This window comes from Lysinibacillus mangiferihumi (assembly GCF_003049665.1).
GTDB classification, from domain to species: Bacteria; Bacillota; Bacilli; order Bacillales_A; family Planococcaceae; genus Lysinibacillus; species Lysinibacillus mangiferihumi.
In genome coordinates this window covers 1-18,715 of the sequence record NZ_PYWM01000049.1, presented here as the reverse complement: position 1 = coordinate 18,715, position 18,715 = coordinate 1, and the positions used below count along the sequence as shown (strand labels likewise).

Annotated in this window: 15 protein-coding genes, 6 tRNA genes and 1 rRNA gene; 2 read left to right on the top strand and 20 right to left on the bottom strand. The window is 36.9% G+C overall.

Going from position 1 to position 18,715, the window contains the following annotated elements; all coding sequences use genetic code 11:
• Positions 1 to 903: 903 nt before the first annotated feature.
• Both C9J37_RS28590 and C9J37_RS25480 read right to left on the bottom strand, forming a co-directional pair.
• Positions 904 to 1,047 (bottom strand): hypothetical protein, encoded by a 144-nt coding sequence (locus C9J37_RS28590; protein ID WP_167397432.1) that lies wholly within the window; start codon positions 1,045 to 1,047, stop codon positions 904 to 906.
• Entirely contained in the window at positions 1,037 to 1,231 is a 195-nt protein-coding gene (locus C9J37_RS25480) for a hypothetical protein (RefSeq protein ID WP_107897650.1), read from the bottom strand. The genes C9J37_RS28590 and C9J37_RS25480 overlap by 11 nt, the downstream gene beginning before the upstream one ends.
• Positions 1,232 to 1,445: 214 nt before the next feature.
• Here C9J37_RS25480 and C9J37_RS25475 point away from each other — a divergent pair, with 214 nt between their 5' ends.
• Positions 1,446 to 3,194, top strand: coding sequence for a methyl-accepting chemotaxis protein (locus C9J37_RS25475; protein ID WP_107897649.1), 1,749 nt, complete (start codon positions 1,446 to 1,448; stop codon positions 3,192 to 3,194).
• A gap of 1,121 nt (positions 3,195 to 4,315) precedes the next feature.
• Here C9J37_RS25475 and C9J37_RS25470 read toward each other — a convergent pair.
• From C9J37_RS25470 to C9J37_RS25390, 17 genes are all read right to left on the bottom strand, one after another.
• The gene (locus tag C9J37_RS25470; protein WP_107897648.1) at positions 4,316 to 4,540 is read right to left on the bottom strand and encodes a hypothetical protein; all 225 of its coding nucleotides are present in this window, start codon (positions 4,538 to 4,540) and stop codon (positions 4,316 to 4,318) included.
• A gap of 99 nt (positions 4,541 to 4,639) precedes the next feature.
• Positions 4,640 to 5,170 carry a hypothetical protein gene (locus C9J37_RS25465; protein ID WP_107897647.1) on the bottom strand — a complete coding sequence of 177 codons (531 nt, stop codon included), beginning with the start codon at positions 5,168 to 5,170 and terminating at the stop codon, positions 4,640 to 4,642.
• A 229-nt stretch (positions 5,171 to 5,399) separates the two neighbouring features.
• Entirely contained in the window at positions 5,400 to 5,891 is a 492-nt protein-coding gene (locus C9J37_RS25460) for a hypothetical protein (RefSeq protein ID WP_107897646.1), read from the bottom strand.
• 572 nt (positions 5,892 to 6,463) lie between these two features.
• Entirely contained in the window at positions 6,464 to 8,266 is a 1,803-nt protein-coding gene (gene glmS / locus C9J37_RS25455) for a glutamine--fructose-6-phosphate transaminase (isomerizing) (RefSeq protein ID WP_069508274.1), read from the bottom strand.
• Positions 8,267 to 9,133: 867 nt separating this feature from the next.
• A complete protein-coding gene (locus C9J37_RS25450) occupies positions 9,134 to 9,655 on the bottom strand; it encodes a type 1 glutamine amidotransferase domain-containing protein (RefSeq protein ID WP_107897645.1) in 522 nt (173 codons plus the stop codon).
• Between the two features lie 111 nt (positions 9,656 to 9,766).
• A complete protein-coding gene (gene glmM / locus C9J37_RS25445) occupies positions 9,767 to 11,119 on the bottom strand; it encodes a phosphoglucosamine mutase (RefSeq protein WP_024364060.1) in 1,353 nt (450 codons plus the stop codon).
• 319 nt (positions 11,120 to 11,438) lie between these two features.
• Positions 11,439 to 12,491 (bottom strand): CdaR family protein, encoded by a 1,053-nt coding sequence (locus C9J37_RS25440; RefSeq protein ID WP_107897644.1) that lies wholly within the window; start codon positions 12,489 to 12,491, stop codon positions 11,439 to 11,441.
• Positions 12,484 to 13,320, bottom strand: a complete 837-nt coding sequence (gene cdaA / locus C9J37_RS25435; RefSeq protein WP_024364062.1) for a diadenylate cyclase CdaA — start codon at positions 13,318 to 13,320, stop codon at positions 12,484 to 12,486. The genes C9J37_RS25440 and cdaA overlap by 8 nt, the downstream gene beginning before the upstream one ends.
• 149 nt (positions 13,321 to 13,469) lie before the next feature.
• On the bottom strand, positions 13,470 to 14,093 hold the full coding sequence (locus C9J37_RS25430) for an anti-sigma factor family protein (RefSeq protein ID WP_107897643.1): 624 nt from the start codon (positions 14,091 to 14,093) through the stop codon (positions 13,470 to 13,472).
• Between the two features lie 13 nt (positions 14,094 to 14,106).
• The gene (gene sigW / locus C9J37_RS25425; protein WP_107897642.1) at positions 14,107 to 14,670 is read right to left on the bottom strand and encodes an RNA polymerase sigma factor SigW; all 564 of its coding nucleotides are present in this window, start codon (positions 14,668 to 14,670) and stop codon (positions 14,107 to 14,109) included.
• Positions 14,671 to 14,803: 133 nt separating this feature from the next.
• A complete protein-coding gene (gene rocF, locus C9J37_RS25420; protein WP_107897641.1) occupies positions 14,804 to 15,709 on the bottom strand; it encodes an arginase in 906 nt (301 codons plus the stop codon).
• Between the two features lie 177 nt (positions 15,710 to 15,886).
• Positions 15,887 to 15,959, bottom strand: a tRNA-Lys gene (locus C9J37_RS25415).
• A gap of 13 nt (positions 15,960 to 15,972) precedes the next feature.
• Positions 15,973 to 16,047: transfer RNA gene (locus C9J37_RS25410), tRNA-Gln, on the bottom strand.
• Between the two features lie 20 nt (positions 16,048 to 16,067).
• Positions 16,068 to 16,151 (bottom strand) — tRNA-Tyr (locus C9J37_RS25405).
• Positions 16,152 to 16,165: 14 nt separating this feature from the next.
• Positions 16,166 to 16,241: transfer RNA gene (locus tag C9J37_RS25400), tRNA-Val, on the bottom strand.
• Between the two features lie 73 nt (positions 16,242 to 16,314).
• Positions 16,315 to 16,389 (bottom strand) — tRNA-Glu (locus C9J37_RS25395).
• A gap of 116 nt (positions 16,390 to 16,505) precedes the next feature.
• Positions 16,506 to 16,582, bottom strand: a tRNA-Asn gene (locus tag C9J37_RS25390).
• 265 nt (positions 16,583 to 16,847) lie between these two features.
• Here C9J37_RS25390 and mbcS point away from each other — a divergent pair.
• Positions 16,848 to 18,425 carry an acyl-CoA synthetase MbcS gene (gene mbcS / locus C9J37_RS25385; RefSeq protein ID WP_024364065.1) on the top strand — a complete coding sequence of 526 codons (1,578 nt, stop codon included), beginning with the start codon at positions 16,848 to 16,850 and terminating at the stop codon, positions 18,423 to 18,425.
• 163 nt (positions 18,426 to 18,588) lie between these two features.
• Here the strand turns inward: mbcS and rrf are convergent.
• Positions 18,589 to 18,704, bottom strand: a 5S ribosomal RNA gene (gene rrf, locus C9J37_RS25380).
• Positions 18,705 to 18,715 lie beyond the last annotated feature (11 nt).

Sequence of the window (18,715 nt, the reverse complement as noted above, 5' to 3'; positions counted from 1 at the left end):
TTAGTCGCAATAACCTTAACAGAAATGGATTCTTTTTTCATCTTTTAAGTGAAAAAGAGAATCCCACAGAAAAGCTGACAAATAAGCTTTTCCGTGGGATTTTGTATATGTTGATGAATAATCTAGGAGTATGTATCTTTTTTTAAAAAGTTAAACCTAATACTCAAAGTATATTTCTAATGTATTTGACCGAAGTAACCTCCATAGACAATCAATAAGAATAGTAGCTTTAAATAATCGATTAAGGTTGGCATTATTAAATGGAAAAATATCGTCGCGCCCTAGAATTAATAGGGATTGTTCAAAGTATGTCTCGTAAAGGAAACTGTTACGACAATTCTGTTATGGAGAATTTCTTTGGAAAAATGAAATCTAAATTATAAATGAGTCCGGAGAGGTATGGCGCCGCATCTTCTGTACAGGTTGCTCTACGAGACATGCTTTGGAAAATCTTGTTTCGCTTTAATGTCATCACCCATAAATGATGTAGATATTGCCATCCCTTATCCGAGTAAATCGTTGTACGATAAAGGGATTATCTTGAATAATTAGGGGTGCTTGTTTCAACGAAATCAAGTGTAGGGCGTTTAGACACTATATAGCCCAAAATTTCACCGTTATATAAACCCATAATTGGACTCAAATAGAGTTTTTCGTTGTTTGTACATTTGAATTCTGTGACGTCTGTCACAAGTTTTTGTGAGAAGTATGTTGTATGGAAATGTAAATCCATGTAATTATTTTCTGCACTGTCTCGTTCTAGTTTTGCATCCGCGATACATATACACCCATTGCAAGATTTGATTTGAATACTTTTTGTTCAGTCGGTCCTAATTTATCATTGATGATGCTAGACAGGTCATCATAAATAGAATAAAGTGCAATTCCTTGTAGGGATTCGCCCTATCCGTTTTCCTGCATTTCCATAAAGTTAGCGATTCTTTCGCCTACAATTTTATAAATATCAACTTCATTTGTTGTACTAATTCTAGATAAGTTACTATTTATTTTATTTTTTTCTTCATTGAAAATTGTATCAAAAGGCATTCAGTACTTCTGGGTTGAGAACCCCTTGTTCATTCTGATTATCTTCCTCAACAATAGTTTCAACTAGTGCATTTTGGGGTGATACCTCCATAGCTGATATGCTTCCTAGCATTAAACCTAAAAAAATTAATGATGATTGTGAAGTTTCTAAGAATAAAGATTGATTAAAAATATCCTTCACCATCTATTTATCAGCAAATTCAAAACTCCATTTTGAAAAAAGATTGATCAAAATGGAGTTAATCTATCTAACTAAGTATGAGATTCTTATAAAAAAGAAGAAATTGCTCCTCGCTTTCCATAGATCTATTGTCCTGATATAAAAAACAATTTCGATACTATTGAATTATATAGATTATTGTCGAAATATAACTATATATAGTTGTGAGAGGAAGCAAATGATGAAGAAAAATTTACAGTTACGAAGCATCTCAGGGAAGTTAATGCTACTTATCACAATTATTATACTTGTAACAGTTGTGATTATCGGCTCAACAAGTTATTTTGTTGCCAAAAATCAGCTCTTAGAATCAGGTCAAAGAGAACTACAAAGCATTGTCGAGGGGGCCTATACTTCATTAGAATTGATTAATGAAGAAGTGGAAAGTGGCAAAATAACACTAGCGGAAGGAAAAGAAAAAGCGAGAAATATTCTAAATGGACCAGTAAATGATAAGGGAGACTACGATTATAAAAAATCCCATTTTACTTACAAAGAAAATGGTTATATATTAGCTTTTGATGAGGATTTAGTGTTACAACTCCACCCTTCTGAAATAGGTGGAGCTCCTGCCGATGAACTTAACAGAAGTAATCGAGAAAAGATAGTTGCAGGCGGCAAGTCCAAAAATAAATCAGATCGATATGTCGTTTATTCTGACAGACAGCTAGATGGTTCTTTTAAAGATAAAACAGCCTATACAGAATATTTTGAGCCTTGGGATTGGACTATTGGAATTGCTGTTTTTCAAGATGAATTTTATGAAGGATTAAACATTTTACAATATATAATCTTTGGTGCAACAGTTGTACTCATTATTTTAAGTTCACTTGTGTTTTATTTAGTTATTCGGAGGAAAATAAATACACTAAAAGAAGTAGCTGAAACATCAACAAAAATTGCGGATGGTCATATAATGGTTACCAATCTTCCTGAATCAAATGATGAAATTGGACAACTGGCGATTGCTTTTAATAAAATGTCCCAGCAATTACGTACGCTCGTCGAAAATACTAAAAATACTAGTGACCAATTATTAGAATCAGCTACTAACTTATCAGCAATTTCAGAAGAAACATCTGCTAGTAGTGATGAAGTTGGCAGAGCAATTACCGAAATTGCTACTGGTACACAAGAACAAGCCCATGATTTGGACAAGATAAACCGAACAGTAGAGCTATTATCAAGTTCTATAGATACCACGGAGAAACAAAGTAAAGTTATGTACGACATTACAAAACATGCAGAAAAAATATCATCCGAGGGAATTGAAATAGTTCATGAACTACAAAAATCAAACAATGATGCATTAGCAGCATCAGAAGAAGTCAGTTATGAAATTAATAATTTAAATAGTAAAATAAATCAAATCACACAGGTAATGGAAACAATTGAAACAATCGCAGAACAGACAAATTTACTAGCTTTAAATGCGAGTATTGAAGCAGCAAGAGCAGGTGAGTATGGTAGAGGATTTTCAGTTGTTGCCGATGAAATAAGGAAACTAGCAGAACAATCAAAAAATGCTACTCACCAAGTACAAGGAGTCGTTTTGTCCATTGTTTCAGAAACTACTAAAACAGTTGAAACTGTAGAAGGAACAATGAAGACTACTAAAAAGTTAAATGATGATGTCGTTCTAACACAAAGTAAATTCAATCAGATGTCTGATTCTGTTAAACAAATTGTCGAATCGATATTAGCAGTAAATAAAGAAATGGATGTTATGACATCCTATAATAAGTTGATGAGTGAAGGAATAGAAAGTGCGTCCAGTGTATCAGAACAGACGGCTGCTTCAGTACAGGAAATTGCATCTTCCATAGATGAGCAAATTAAAGCAATTGCTGATGTTGCTAATGCTGCTGAAAAACTTACGGAATTAAATCGTGAATTAAATTCTTTAATGGAGCGATATACTTTATAAACATGGTCTAAAAATACTACAAATAATAATAAATTTACAATTACTGGATATTTAAGAGTGTTTAGAACTTTTGATGTAACATACAATAGATTATAAAACAAATGCATCGAAACAAATGTTTCGATGCATTTATTCTATTTAGTAAGTTGACTCTTCAACTTACCCCTTAAATTTCAAAAAAATGATATCCAGATTCTTTTGGTGTTGTTCAACAATATGGCCGATTGTCGAATAAGAAAAGATCCTGCATATCAACACAGGAATTTTAATCAATCTGATTAAACAATCTTTCTTTTTAATATGTTTGATTTTGGATTAAACAAGAGTTCCAGTTGAATGTTTTGCAATTCGTCCTTAGTCAACACATGATTAGCAAGCAATGCAATGGCTTCTCGGTGTAATTTTGATTTATCAGTTTTCACACTTCACCGTTCATCTTCTTTAGAATAGCGTTACTATATGCCTCTGTTATATCATTATACAATAAATCAAAATCAATAAAATGTTTTAACTTATTTTAGTAAATTAATCTAGTTTATATATATGTTCTCCAATATAAACTTTAAGTCGATAGTAAAAAAGTCAAGACTTACCGACAATTAGCCTAAATAGGTTCAATGACAAGGAAGTTAGGCATAGAAATACCTCAAATCACTTTATAAATGTAAATTCCTTTTAATTGTTTCCCATTCATTAGAAACAGTTGGATTTAACTTTTTTAAGATTTTACTTGATAAATGAATCCCTGTAATTGCGACTAGTGTTTCATATCGAAAAACAAGATTAAGTATGAAAGCAACAGCATTCTCGTTAATATTTAAATTAAATCATTGTTTAAAAAAATTGTCTAAACTCATTGAAGAGTTGCTTACATGTGTTGCTGAGGATTTCCAATTTTATATGATTTACAATTATCCCCGTGGTAAATAAGGTTTGAGCTACAATAGCTATAAAATTTAAATCAATATTTCTATTAAGAACCACGATGAACCAAATCAATAAATATACGAATACTTAGTAAAGCAGAGAAACCACCTGCAGTAATTGCAACTGCAAAATTAGTAGCTTGTTGATCTTTAGTTAATGATGTACCTGCTGTTGATGTTTCAACAACAAATTTTTTAGCAGCTGAAGTAGTTATGTGTTACAGCAGTGTACGCTACACTGTCAATAACCACAATTTCGCCTGCAGCAATTTCAGTTGAAATTGTGAAGGCTTTAGTTGCAGCTACTAGAGTTGTTACAGCGTTAACACCAGTATTTGAAGTAATAGTTAAGAAATAGTCTGATGTTGGAGAAGTTACTTGAAAAACAGAACCTACACCTGTAGTAGCAGATTTAACCACTACTGTATTACCACTAACTGTTGCACTACCAGCGTATAGAGCATTAATTGCATCAGCAACAACACCTTGTGCACCAATTTACCTTGTAAATAAATAGTACTATTCTTTCTCCGCTGTCTTTAATTTTTCAAGAATAGCATAATAAGATGAATCTTCGTTTATTCGAAGGTTTGCATCTTGACAAAACTTTATGAATTCTTTTGAAACCTTTATAATCTCACCCACTAACAATTCTACAGGGATTAGGGGAGATTTTTTAATTTCGTGTCCATAAGTAATCGTATTACTTTCAAAGATAAATTGTGCATCCTTACCTTGTCTTTCTAAGGACACGTCAATCCCGTTATCAAGTAAAATAATCTTTTCTGGTGAGTCTTGAATCTTTGTGATGGCTGCACTAACTAAACAATGTAACGTAATAAAGAGATCTTCCGTATGTCCATATTCTCCAAAGATAAGTTCATTATTAAAGGTAATGGTTACTAAACCAGGTAAATCCTCATGATACCTATCAGCTAATTGCTTTTTCACTTCTTCCACAGCTGATGGAGATTGGAAGGGAACATACTCTGTTTCATGGGGGTCATTGTAAAACTTTTGGATATTGATTGTTAACTTGGTCGTATTCAAATCAAATTACTCCTCTAAACTTTATTTTTAACCTTGTGGGAAACAAGTTCGAATTTTCCCAGCATTTGAAACAACACTTTTATAAGTAAAAAAATGTAATAACAATAAATATATATAACTATACTATAAATCTTAATTTATAGCCTAGTCCAAATGATTAATTGTTGACTACGATTTTATTATTAGGTAATTTTGTTTTAGAATTTACGGCTTTCGATTTATTTTCTAACTATTTCTCTTGTTTGCTTTTCTCTCTTAAAATAATTTCTTCACTAACTTCAAGGAGTTCATTTAATTTCTTTTCAACTTTCAGTAAAACCTTTTTTATAAATTCCTCTTGCTTAAAAATTTCTAAATTTAACTGATATGCAATCGGATGCCCCGAAAAATTTCTTGGATGTTTTAATTTTTCTATAGCGTCATCTAGAATACTAATATCATCCATAAAAACCTCCATCATTTTACTGCGATCCTTTATACGCTTTTTTTCCTTTTTATATAGATTTGTTCCACTAAGTATCACCTGGTATATTTTGATGAAGTAACCATTAAGTTCATCCCTTAAGCGTTTTAATATAATCAAACGCTTTGCTCTATCATTTAATGTGAAGGCATAGGTGTAATCTTCTATAAAATAACTTATACGAGTGTCAAAATCAGAAGATAATTCTTTCGCTACGGCCGCATGTTTTAAAGCTTTTCTAAAAGTGTTCTCATCCATATTAACCAACTCCTTTAGTGATTTATAAACTGTTATATCTAATTTGTTTTTAAAAAGAATTCAATTTGCTTTCCATTGAAAAATGGGAGCAGTATGATCACAAATTTTTATAAAAAAAGTAGTTGAATTAAAGTTTTTCAAGTTGATTAACCTGACTTGGTTCGAATGATTGGAGTTTTTTTGTTGTCAATAGCTAATGAATTTCTATAATAACCCAGTTTAAAGTATATAAAAAAACATCCGCTGACTTATATTAATTATAAGTAAACGGATGTTAAACTTCCATATTTAAACAACCTTATTCGGAACAAACAGTTTGTTACTACCGAAATCGATTAAATGTCATTATTAATTATAATTTCGGCTATAATATTTAAATGTAAAAGCATCAATTTGGTACATCTAAAGAAACTCTAGGAAAGCCTAAATCATTGATACAGCGACAAGTTGTACTGTAATACTGTATCAATGGTTTCCTCAGATGTCACAACATCTTATATTCTTATGACAAATGTAATTATAAATTGTGACAGTATTAGTTATAACTCACATAACACCCGCAGCTCTATGCCCTACTCCACAGTTACTGATTTAGCTAAGTTACGAGGTTTATCAACGTCACAACGACGATGTAGTGCCGCATAGTAGCTAATTAACTGTAATGGCACAACTGAAACAAGTGGTGTTAAGTATTCGTTAACATGCGGAATAACTAGACGGTCGCCGTCTTCGTCTACGCCCGCCATAGCGATAATGCATGGGTATGCTCCACGTGCAGCTACCTCTTTGACATTGCCGCGAATATTTAAGGCTACCGCTTCTTGTGTGACAAGGGCGAAAACGGGTGTGCCTTCTTCAATTAAAGCAATCGTACCATGTTTTAGTTCGCCACCTGCAAAACCTTCCGCTTGAATATATGAAATTTCTTTTAGTTTTAAAGCACCTTCAAGACTTACACAGAAGTCGATATTACGACCAATGAAGAAAGCGTTGCGTGCAATTTTTAAGTAGTCCTCTGCGATGTCTTCTAATACATCTTTTGCATCAATAATTGTTTGAATACCGTTGGCCGCAATTGCAAGCTCTTGTTTTAAATCAAATTCTAAGCCTTTACCGCTTGCTTTTGCTGTCACATATGCTGCTAGTGCAAGTACTGCCACCTGCGCTACATATGCTTTTGTTGAAGCTACAGCGATTTCAGGACCTGCATGTAATAATAGTGTATAATCTGCTTCACGTGATAGCGTTGAACCTGGTACGTTTGTAATCGTTAATGTTGGATACCCAAGCTCTTTAATTTTCACAAGTACTTGGCGGCTATCCGCTGTTTCACCTGATTGGGTAATAAAGATAAATAGCGGTTTTTCTGAAAGTAGTGGCATATTATAACCAAACTCACTTGAAATATGCACTTCTACCGGAATACCAGCCATTTTCTCGAAATATTGTTTACCGATTAAACCTGCATGGTAACTCGTGCCGGCAGCAATAATGTATAATCGATCGGCAGCTTGCAATGCTTGTAAAATAGCAGCATCAATTGTTAAATCGCCATTTTCGCCTTCGTATGCTTGAATGATTTTACGGATAACTGTTGGCTGTTCATCCATCTCTTTTAACATATAGTGAGGGTACGTACCTTTTTCAATATCGCTCATATCAAGCTCTGCTGTGTAAGGTGCACGCTCTACTACTGTGCCATCTAATTTTGTAATTTGCACACTACCTTTGTGCACGATAACGACTTCTTTATCGTGTAATTCCACAAATTGATCAGTTACTTGTAGCATTGCCATCGCATCTGATGCAACTACATTGAAACCATCGCCTACACCTACAAGAAGTGGTGATTTGTTTTTCGCCACAAAAATTGTATCAGCCGCTTCAGCATCTAATAATGCCAGTGCATAAGAGCCGTGTAGTAGAGATAATGTTTTGCGGAATGCCTCTGCTGTTTGCAGTCCATCTTTCACAAATAGCTCTACTAACTGCACGATTACTTCTGTATCCGTGTCAGATTTCATTGGGATGCCTTTTAAGTATGTTTTTTGTAATAAATGATAGTTTTCAATCACACCATTATGCACAATCGTAAAACGACCTGATGCGCTTTGATGAGGGTGCGCGTTTAAACGGTTAGGTACTCCGTGCGTTGCCCAACGTGTATGACCGATCCCTACCTTAGCCGCTACATCCTCGTCTACTGCTCCACGTAAATCAGCGATACGACCTTTTTCCTTGAAGATTGTTACGCCTTCTTCGTTGCGTACAGCGATACCTGCTGAGTCATAGCCACGGTACTCTAGCTTCTCTAAACCTTTTAATAAAATTTCCTTAGCATCTGATTCACCAATATATCCTACAATTCCACACATATTATATTTCCTCCGATATTGTCATATTAACGCAATGACAAACTAGACCTCAGCCTATCGAAATTTTTCGGTGGGCGTATACAGTACCGCTTATTTTCAAATCGAAAATAAACATACTTATGCGCGCACGTCCTCGGACTATTTCAGCTATCTAAAATAGTGCTTTGCTCGATACGTGAAGTTTTCCTATTTATCTATTGCTCTACTTATACCTTCTCCATTTTCTGTACATTCAATCACTCAAATGCTTTCAAAATGAAAAATGACAATCGGGTATGTCGATTGGGAGGCATCCGCCGAATTTTCGATAAACCTCCACCTCGTCTGCTGAAGATGTCTTCGTCCAATTTCTTCAGCTCAGGCGCTATAATTGTTTTCCGATTTTTGTGCTTCCTTTCCTCCTTTAGCACTTGCTAAGCGGACAAGGTTACCCAAGCCGTCAGCTTCTCCATAATACTCAATCATATGCTATTCGTCAAATTTTCGTTATTAAAAATAACCCTTAGCTACTTTTTTTGTGACAAACTATCAAGGTGTAAGATGAGAAATGCCAGCATGATTGTATAATCAATAGCAAAATGGCTGGGACAAAAGAGAAAAAGTGTTAGATTGACCGCCATCAATCTAACACTTTTTTGCTGTGCCGTTGTTGTCCGCTTCGGCGGTGCTTTCCGCAGGTAAACACGTAAGCCGCAACCCTCGCTAACTTGCAGAATGCCCGCGTCTTACGCTGTGTGCGTTCTGAGCAGGAGTCACCGCCTTTTTTAAAATTTATTATTTCTTAGCGAAAATTTATCAACACCAATGTACCTCTATTTAAGATTTTAAGGTTATGTCCTAGCCTAGCCTCTAAAAAAGGAACGACGATTAGCTCTCTTTGCTTGCAAGTAATTTCACAATTTCTCGGTTAAAAGCTGGTAAATCTTTTGGTGTACGACTTGTTACTAATTGCTTTTGACAAACAAATACTTCTTCGTCATGGAAAATAGCACCTGCATTTTCCAAGTCTACTTGTATGGATTTATAGCCTGTTGCATCACGTCCATTTAATGTTTTGGCAGTAATAAGTAGCTGTGGCCCGTGACAAATTGCAAAGGTTGGCTTCATGTCATTCATAAACGTTTTGACGAAGGCTACAATACGATCATCTGCACGTAAAATATCCGGTGAAAAGCCACCTGGAATAAACAGTGCATCAAACTCTGAAGCATGAACTTCCTCGATTCCCTTATCAATTTTCACTTTTTCACCATGTTTACCTTCAACTTCTTTTCCTGCTTCAATGTCAATTGTAATGACCTCATGCCCGGCAGCCTCTAATGCTGCCTTTGGACTTGTGTACTCCACGTCTTCAAACATATCTGTTATTACTGTTGCAATTTTAGCCATATAAATTAAACACCCCTTGTTTATTGTGACTCTGTTTTATACTTCCCTCCTTCAAAAATTTCAAACATAAAAAAACGACCTCCCAATAGTGGGAGATCGCGTAATTTATAATTATTCTGTTAAACCCATTTCCGTACGTACTACATTGGCAATGCGTTCTACATAAATTTCGCAGTCCGTTTCTGTAGCAGCTTCCACCATTACACGAACAAGTGGCTCAGTGCCAGAAGGACGTACTAAAATACGACCGTTTCCAGCCATATCTGATTCAACTTCTGCTATTACAGCTGCAACCTTAGCATTTTCCGTCACTGCATGCTTGTCTGTTACACGTACATTGACTAAACGTTGTGGGAAGATTGTCATTTCTGCTGCAAGCTCTGATAACTTTTTGCCAGTAGCTTTCATAATACTAACGAGTTGAATACCTGTTAGCAAGCCATCACCCGTTGTATTAAAGTCTAAGAAAACAATATGACCAGATTGCTCTCCGCCAAGATTGTATTCATTAGCACGCATTTCTTCCACAACGTAACGATCGCCTACAGCCGTTTGTACGCTATGCATGCCGTTTTCTTCAACAGCCTTGTAGAAGCCCATATTACTCATCACTGTTGAGACAATCGTTTGCTTTTTCAAACGACCAACTGCATTTAAGTGTTTACCAATGATAAACATAATTTGGTCACCGTCAACAATTTTACCTTTTTCGTCTACTGCAATAAGACGATCGCCATCTCCATCGAATGCTAAACCAACATCTGCACCCTTTTCAGTCACAAATGCAGCAAGCCCTTCTGGATGTGTTGAACCAACACCGTCATTAATGTTCAGACCTGTTGGGGAAGCACCCATTGTTGAAATGTCTGCTTCTAAGTCGGCAAATAAATGAGTTGCCAATGATGATGTTGCACCATGTGCGCAATCTAACGCTACATGAATACCATCAAATTCTTCATCTACCGTTTGCTTTAGGTATTGAATATACTTTTGTCCACCTTCGAAATAGTCACTTACAATGCCTAGATCTGCACCGATTGGACGTGGTAATGTATCTTCTTGAGCATCAAGAATTGCTTCAATTTCTGCTTCTTGAGCATCAGTTAACTTGAAACCATCGGGACCAAAAAATTTAATGCCATTGTCGGCAACTGGGTTATGTGAAGCTGAAATCATGACGCCTGCATCTGCACTCATAATTCGGGAAAGATAAGCAACACCTGGTGTAGAAATTACACCAAGACGCATTACCTCTACGCCAATTGATAAAAGCCCAGCTACTAGTGCACCTTCAAGCATTTCGCCTGAAATACGTGTGTCACGACCAATTAATACCTTTGGACGCCCTGTTGCATCCTTTGTTAAAACATAGCCACCTACACGGCCTAGTTTAAATGCAAACTCCGGTGTTAATTCACTATTCGCGACGCCACGGACGCCATCTGTTCCAAAATATTTACCCATTCTAATTGTTCTCTCCTTCAATGCAAGACGACCGCATCATGCTTATTTCCTGCGGACAATCGGACGGCTCGTCTGCTTACTTTTGGAAAAGTCTATTTTTTATTTATCTACTAGTATTAGGCCTCTTTAAATCACTTTCAGAGGCTCTAAGGCAAAAAGATGTTGGTACTCAAGTGTCGCATATTCACTATAACGGAATTATACAAGTGCTAACTTGAGCCCTTATGTTCGTCAGCATTTTCGCTTTGCTGGATCACACAATTTGTAGAGACAGGAAATCTCATATATGAATCAAGTTAAAATTATAGTCAGTTATTGTTTAAGAATCAATATCTTCTGTCACAGGTTCAGGATTTGTCTCAGTAGGATTAGCAATCGTTTCCTTTTCCGTCGGTTCTACTGGATCCACCTGATCTACCTTTTCGGCTTTCTCTGCCTTTGTAACATTCGCTTTAATTTTAACTTTCTGTTGAGATACTTTAGTCGCACCCTCTGGTAATTTCACATCAAATTCATACGTTTTCGATTCCGTAATTTTTGATAAATCCACTTCAACAGGTACTTCGGTTAAAACATCAATAATGGATTTCTTGCCAAATAGCCTTAAGCTAGTAGTATCAAGGGTTAATTGATTAATGGTAATCCCTTCTGCTGCTTTGCCCGTTTCCTTTATCGTAACAGGAAGTTCTTTGCTATATTCAGCAATATCTACCCGTACCTTAACCTGTTCTGGTTCTATTATCACATCTAATTTATTTAAATCGCGATCTAATACTTTAACAGCCGCCGCTTGAGAGAAAGGTTGTTTCAAGCCTTGTTCACCCGTGACAGTCGCTTTCACATAGCTAATGCTTTCAATAGCACTTTTTGCCCCTGTTACAAACACAGTTGCGGGGTTAGCAGACATTCCTTTTAAGTAATATCCTTCATCTATTAAACGATTATTCATTTCTGGATCTACACGGAACTCTTGCGTGACTTTTTCCTCTATATTTACATTCACTTTTGCTGGGTCTAGCGTCACTTGCAACTTATCAGAAATATTTTCGTATTGTAGTTCAACGTTATGCTGACCAATTAATAAATCATTTAAATTTACAAATACAGAGAAATCTTTCACTAATTTTGCTTGTAAAGCGATTTGTTTTGGTCCCCTTACCGTGACATTTACTGTTTTTGGAATACCCGTCACGATAAGACTATCATCATCATAATAAACCTCTACGGGTACATCTCGAATGACTTCAACCTGTTCAGTCATCGCAGTTTTATCTGTAGAAGCTAACTCAGTCCGAACAGAGAAAAATAGTAAGCACGCTAGAAAAAGCGCAATGATTCGCAATACCCATGGGCTATCCATCATTTTATCCATTCTTTTTCCCCCTCCAAGTCAACTTAGAGGCTGCATTCGATTCTTGTGCTGATCCGAACCACATTTTGCGTAACAGTGTTTCGAATTCCTCTAGAGAAAGATTGCGATGTAGATTTCCATTTAACGTAATACTAATAGCTCCCGTTTCCTCTGATACGATAATCGTAATCGCATCTGTTACTTCACTAAGCCCAAGAGCTGCACGATGTCGTGTACCAAGTTCCTTTGAAATAAACGGACTTTCCGAAAGTGGTAAATAGCAAGCTGCTGCTGTAACCTTATCTTTCTGCATAATGACTGCACCATCATGTAATGGTGTATTCGGTATAAAAATGTTAATAAGCAATTCAGAAGAAACTTCTGCATTTAGACCTATTCCCGTTTCAATATATTCATTCAAGCCTGTGTCTTTTTCTATAGAAATTAATGCACCAATTCGCCGTTTTGCCATATAGCTAACCGACTTCTTCATGGCCTCAATCAGTCTTGTTTGCTCTTCTTCTTCTTGACTTGTCGAACGTTGGAAAAGCTTTCCTCGTCCAATTTGTTCTAGACCTCGTCGTATTTCCGGTTGGAAGATGATAATGATGGCCAAGAAACCAAACTCGATTACTTGCTTTAGCATCCACCCCAAAGTTTCTAACCCTAAAAAGTCTGTTGCGATACGTGCAATAATTATGACGAAAATGCCTTTCAATAGTTGGACAGCTTTCGTCCCTTTAATGAGGGTTAAAATTTTATAAACAACGTACCAAACGAGCAGTACATCTATGAAGTTAATAGCAATATTCACTGGTGTTAAATCCGTGAATTGTTCGATAATTTGCACGTGGCATCCCCCACTTTTCATTGCGAATCCATACACATTTAAGTATAGCACATTCTTTTCAAATGTAACTTTTTTCAAATGAAAAGTCTACCCATATGAGTAGACTTTTCATCCTCTACCGTGCACTACCATGTAGGACGTATAGAGTTTTATTTAGTTTCTTTTTCCTCAAATGTCATTGCAGCCTTGACGGAATTTTTGATAGTATACCATAACCATTCAAATGCTTCGTCAATTTCCTCGATATTGCCTGAAACGACTGCTGAAGATGCCATATACTGACCATTAATAATCGTTACATTGCCATCTACTTCACCCTCAACAACTAAGTCGCCATTTTTGACGACGATATCGCCTTTTACGACTTCACCTTCTGGAACGATAACCGTTTGTCCTTCTACAACGAGGTTTGGTTGTTTGGAGACCGAGAAGTTTTGATCATCCATGAAACTACCTAGTAAAGTAGCACTCATAAATAAACAGAAAACTGCTGCTGCCACAAAGAACGGATGACGACGAATCCATTTTTGCATACCTACACGACTTTTGGGTTTCGGTAAACGTGCCATCACCGCAGCTTCGAAATCCGGAGGTGCTGTAATATGGGAAGCACTCTTCACAAAGGCGATCGTTTCACTCAATTCTTGCATCAATTGCTTGCAATCACCGCATGATTGCAAATGTTGTTTCAACTCTTGCTCATGCTCACGACTAATGTCACCGTCTAAATAATCATGCATATAATCAATAATATGCTCTGGACAAATATTCATGACGCTCCCCCTCCTACAGATTGTTTAATTGCTTTCGTAATGCTTCGCGTCCGCGGTGAATTCTCGTTTTCACTGTCCCAAGAGGCATATCCAAAATTTCACTGATTTCCTGTAACGATAATTCTTCGATATATTTCAATACTATAACTGAACGATATTTATCCGGCAATCGTCCAATCTCATATTGAATACGATCTTGTAGCTCCATCTGCTCTAACTGGTCCTCCGGTAGTTGGTCATCTGCTGCAATCTGTGAGTACATATCGAGCCCTTCTGTACCAGCTACCTCCGCATCTAAATAATAATCCGGCTTTTTCTTTCTAATACGGTCTATGCAGAGGTTCGTTGCAATGCGATAAAGCCACGTCGAAAATTTTCTTTTTTGATCAAAAGTATGCAAGTTCATATAAGCGCGAACAAATGCTTCTTGTGCAATATCCTCAGATTCTTGCTTGTTTCCTAACATTCGGTAGCATACTTGGTACAGTTTGTGCTGATAGAGACTCACAATATCGGCAAATGCGTTTTGATCGCCTTTAAGCACTTGTTTTATTCTCTTATTTACTAACGCATCCATTGTGTTTAATTCTCCACCTTTACAACTGTCTTATACTATACGACCCGACTATAAGAAAAGTTTCAATTTATATTCAATTATAACAAAAGTTTTTTAAACGATGTGGCGATAAACATTTTTTTCACAATTTACATTAAACTAGTGTCTCACCAAACAAAGAACCTATTAATGCTACTGCCACATCTGCCGTTTTATTTTTCTCGTCTAGTATAGGATTCACCTCAACAAATTCAGCAGATGTTAACATCCCTGATTCTTGTAGCATTTCCATTGCTAAATGACTTTCACGATACGTTATACCGCCAGGCACCGGCGTTCCCACTCCTGGTGTATAAAGCGGGTCTAGACCATCCAAATCTAGCGATAAATGTACACCGTCTACTTTACGTTCTTGTAAGTAAGCGATTGCATCTTCCATCACACGCGTCATACCAAGTCGATCAATTTCATGCATTGTATAGACCTTAATACCTTGTTGGCGAATTAGCTCACGTTCCCCCGGATCTACTGAACGTGCACCGATAATAATGACATTTTCAGGCTTAACCTTTGGTGCATAGTTGCGAATTTGCACAAGACGTTCATGACCCAACCCAATACTAACCGCAAGTGGCATACCGTGAATATTACCAGATGGTGTTGTTTCAGGTGTATTCAGATCGGCATGTGCATCAAACCAAATAACACCTAGGTTTTGGAAGTGCTCACCCAGTCCTGCAAGCGTACCGATTGCAATACTATGGTCGCCGCCAAATACAAGCGGAAATTTTTTTTGCTCTAACACTTCATGTACTTGGTTACCTAATGTGGTACTGATATCTATAACTTCCTCTAAATTTAATAGCTGTTTATCAACTTCTTTACTATCATGCTTATGACTAACAAGTATATCTCCCTGATCATGTACCTCGTGTCCGATTGCCTCTAATCGCTCTACAACGCCCGCATATCGAATTGCACTTGGCCCCATGTCAACCCCTCTTCGTGTTTGTCCGTAATCTGTTGGTACTCCAATAATTGATACTTGTTGTTTATTCATGTTTTTATACCCCCTTTTGGTGATAAGACTATTGTAAAGCCTACAATACACTTGGCTCAACCCAACAATAAATCGTATATTTATTCATCAAATACGTAAAAAAATCTCCTGCCGTTTTCAGCAAGAGATTAGTATCTGTAGTTAATGTTACACTTTTGAATTTAATATATAGAAAAGTGAGCCATGAAGGACTCGAACCTTCGACCCTCTGATTAAAAGTCAGATGCTCTACCAACTGAGCTAATGGCTCATAAAAGAAAAAATGGCTGGGGTACTAGGATTCGAACCTAGGCATGACGGAATCAAAATCCGTTGCCTTACCGCTTGGCTATACCCCAATCATTTAAATAAATAAAACTGGTGGAGGGGGACGGATTCGAACCGCCGAACCCTAAGGAGCGGATTTACAGTCCGCCGCGTTTAGCCACTTCGCTACCCCTCCGAAAAAACACTATATGGTGGAGGATGACGGGCTCGAACCGCCGACCCTCTGCTTGTAAGGCAGATGCTCTCCCAGCTGAGCTAATCCTCCATAGAAACAGGTGTTATTTCTTCACAGTTTATTTATCTTTTTAAGCCTATGCATTACTACGATGCTTTGAAAATGGTGACCCCTACGGGATTCGAACCCGTGTTACCGCCGTGAAAGGGCGGTGTCTTAACCACTTGACCAAGGGGCCATTTATTATGTCTCAAACAAGACAAGATTTATATTAACATCATTTTCATTTTGATGCAAGTATTTTTTAAAAATTTCTTTTTAAAATTATAAATTAGTTAAAAAAGTGCAAAAAAATGGCTCCGAAGGCAGGACTCGAACCTGCGACAACCTGATTAACAGTCAGGTGCTACTACCAACTGAGCTACTTCGGAACAATACTATTTAATTTGGTTTTAACAACCTCTTAAGTACATTTATTATTATAGCAAGCATTCTAAATTATGCAATACTTTTTCAACAAAATTATATAATTTATTGCATAATTTTCGAATTCACGTATATCAAACCTCAATAGTTCTCTATTAAATCTAATATTTCTATTTAATGTACCAAATATTCTTGCTGTATATTATTGTAATTGATAAAATATAAATAGTTTTACGAATTTTCAAATTTGTTTTGGGGAGGAATGTTCATATGGTAACAAAGGATTTAATTGCACCAGAGCTTTACAACATCACGGAGGAATTAGAGAAATTCTCCCAAGATAGTGATCGCCAAGCTATAAGATGGTTGGATGCACAACAAAACCGACGTACAATTTCTTATGCCGATCTTATTCAAAAAATGAATCAATACGCGAATGCTTTTACGGAGAGAGGATTACAAAAAGGGGATCGTGTTTTAGTCATTATTCCCCGCCTACCAGAAGCTTATTTTGTTTTCCTTGGCTGTTTAAAAGCAGGTATCGTTCCGATCTCTTGTTCAGAGATGTTACGCGCAAGTGATTTAGAATATCGTATGGAACACTCTTCTGCAACTGCTGTTATTGCCTACGAGGCTTTCACTAGTGAAGTAGATAAAATTACTTCTTCCGTCGCAGCCTTGGATAATAAATTAGTAATTGGCAACGCTACGAACAATTGGATTTCTTTAGATGCATTAGCTGAAAAGCAACCTACAAGCTTTACAGCTGTTGCGACAAAACGCGATGATATGGCATTCCTATCTTATACTTCAGGCACAACGGGTAAACCTAAAGGGGTGGTTCACTCTCATGGCTGGGGCTATGCACATATTCGAACAGCAGCTTCCAAATGGCTTTGTGTACGTGAAGGGGACTTAGTCTGGGCTACTGCAGCACCGGGCTGGCAAAAATGGATTTGGAGTCCATTTTTATCGACAATTATGTTAGGAGCAACTGCTTTTGTCTATCATGGTAGTTTTGAACCTCATACGTATCTTCAACTCCTACAGGACGAAAAAGTCAATGTGCTATGTTGCACGCCGACAGAATATCGTATTATGGCAAAGATTGATAATCTTAAAGATTACAACTTAGCTTCATTAAGAAGTGCTGTTTCTGCAGGTGAGCCATTAAATCGTCCAGTTATTGAAACATTTATGAACAATTTCGGCCTGAAAGTACGAGATGGTTATGGACAAACAGAAAATACATTATTAATAGGTACGCTTGAAAACACAGAGTTACGACCTGGTTCTATGGGTGTTCCTACACCTGGAAATATTGTACGTATTATAGACCATGAAGGTAATGAAGCACCCGTAGGAGAAGTCGGAGACATCGCAGTCCATAAATCATCACCTGCCTTATTCAAGGAATATTACCGTGAGCCTGAACGCACGCAAGCTGCCTTTAGAGGTGAGTGGTATATTACAGGTGACCAAGCAAAATGCGATGAGGATGGATACTTCTGGTTTGAAGGACGTGGAGATGACATTATTATCTCATCAGGCTACACAATTGGACCATTTGAAGTGGAAGATGCTTTAAACAAACACGAGGCTGTACAAGAATGTGCAGTTGTTGCTGCACCAGATGAAATTAGAGGGCATATAGTAAAAGCGTTTGTAATCTTACGTGAGAGCTTTAGAGGGCGTGATGAGGACGAATTAATAAAAGAACTTCAAGAGCATGTTAAAGCGCTAACAGCACCATATAAATACCCTCGTAGTATTGTCTTTTTAGATGAGCTTCCTAAGACCACATCGGGCAAAATTCGTCGTATTGAATTACGTGCGACTACTGTTTAAAAAACAATTTTGGAGACATTTCACGCATTATGGTGAAATGTCTCCATTCTTTTTAAATGAATCTACAGTTTGCCATGTTTAATGGCCTCTCTATAGTCATATTTCACATATTAAAAGAAATTAAAAAAAGCCACTACTGAGTGTATCAGCAGCGACTTTTTGCGCCTAGCGACGTCCTACTCTCACAGGGGGAAGCCCCCAACTACCATCGGCGCTAAAGAGCTTAACTTCCGTGTTCGGTATGGGAACGGGTGTGACCTCTTTGCCATCATCACTAGACTCTATTCGAC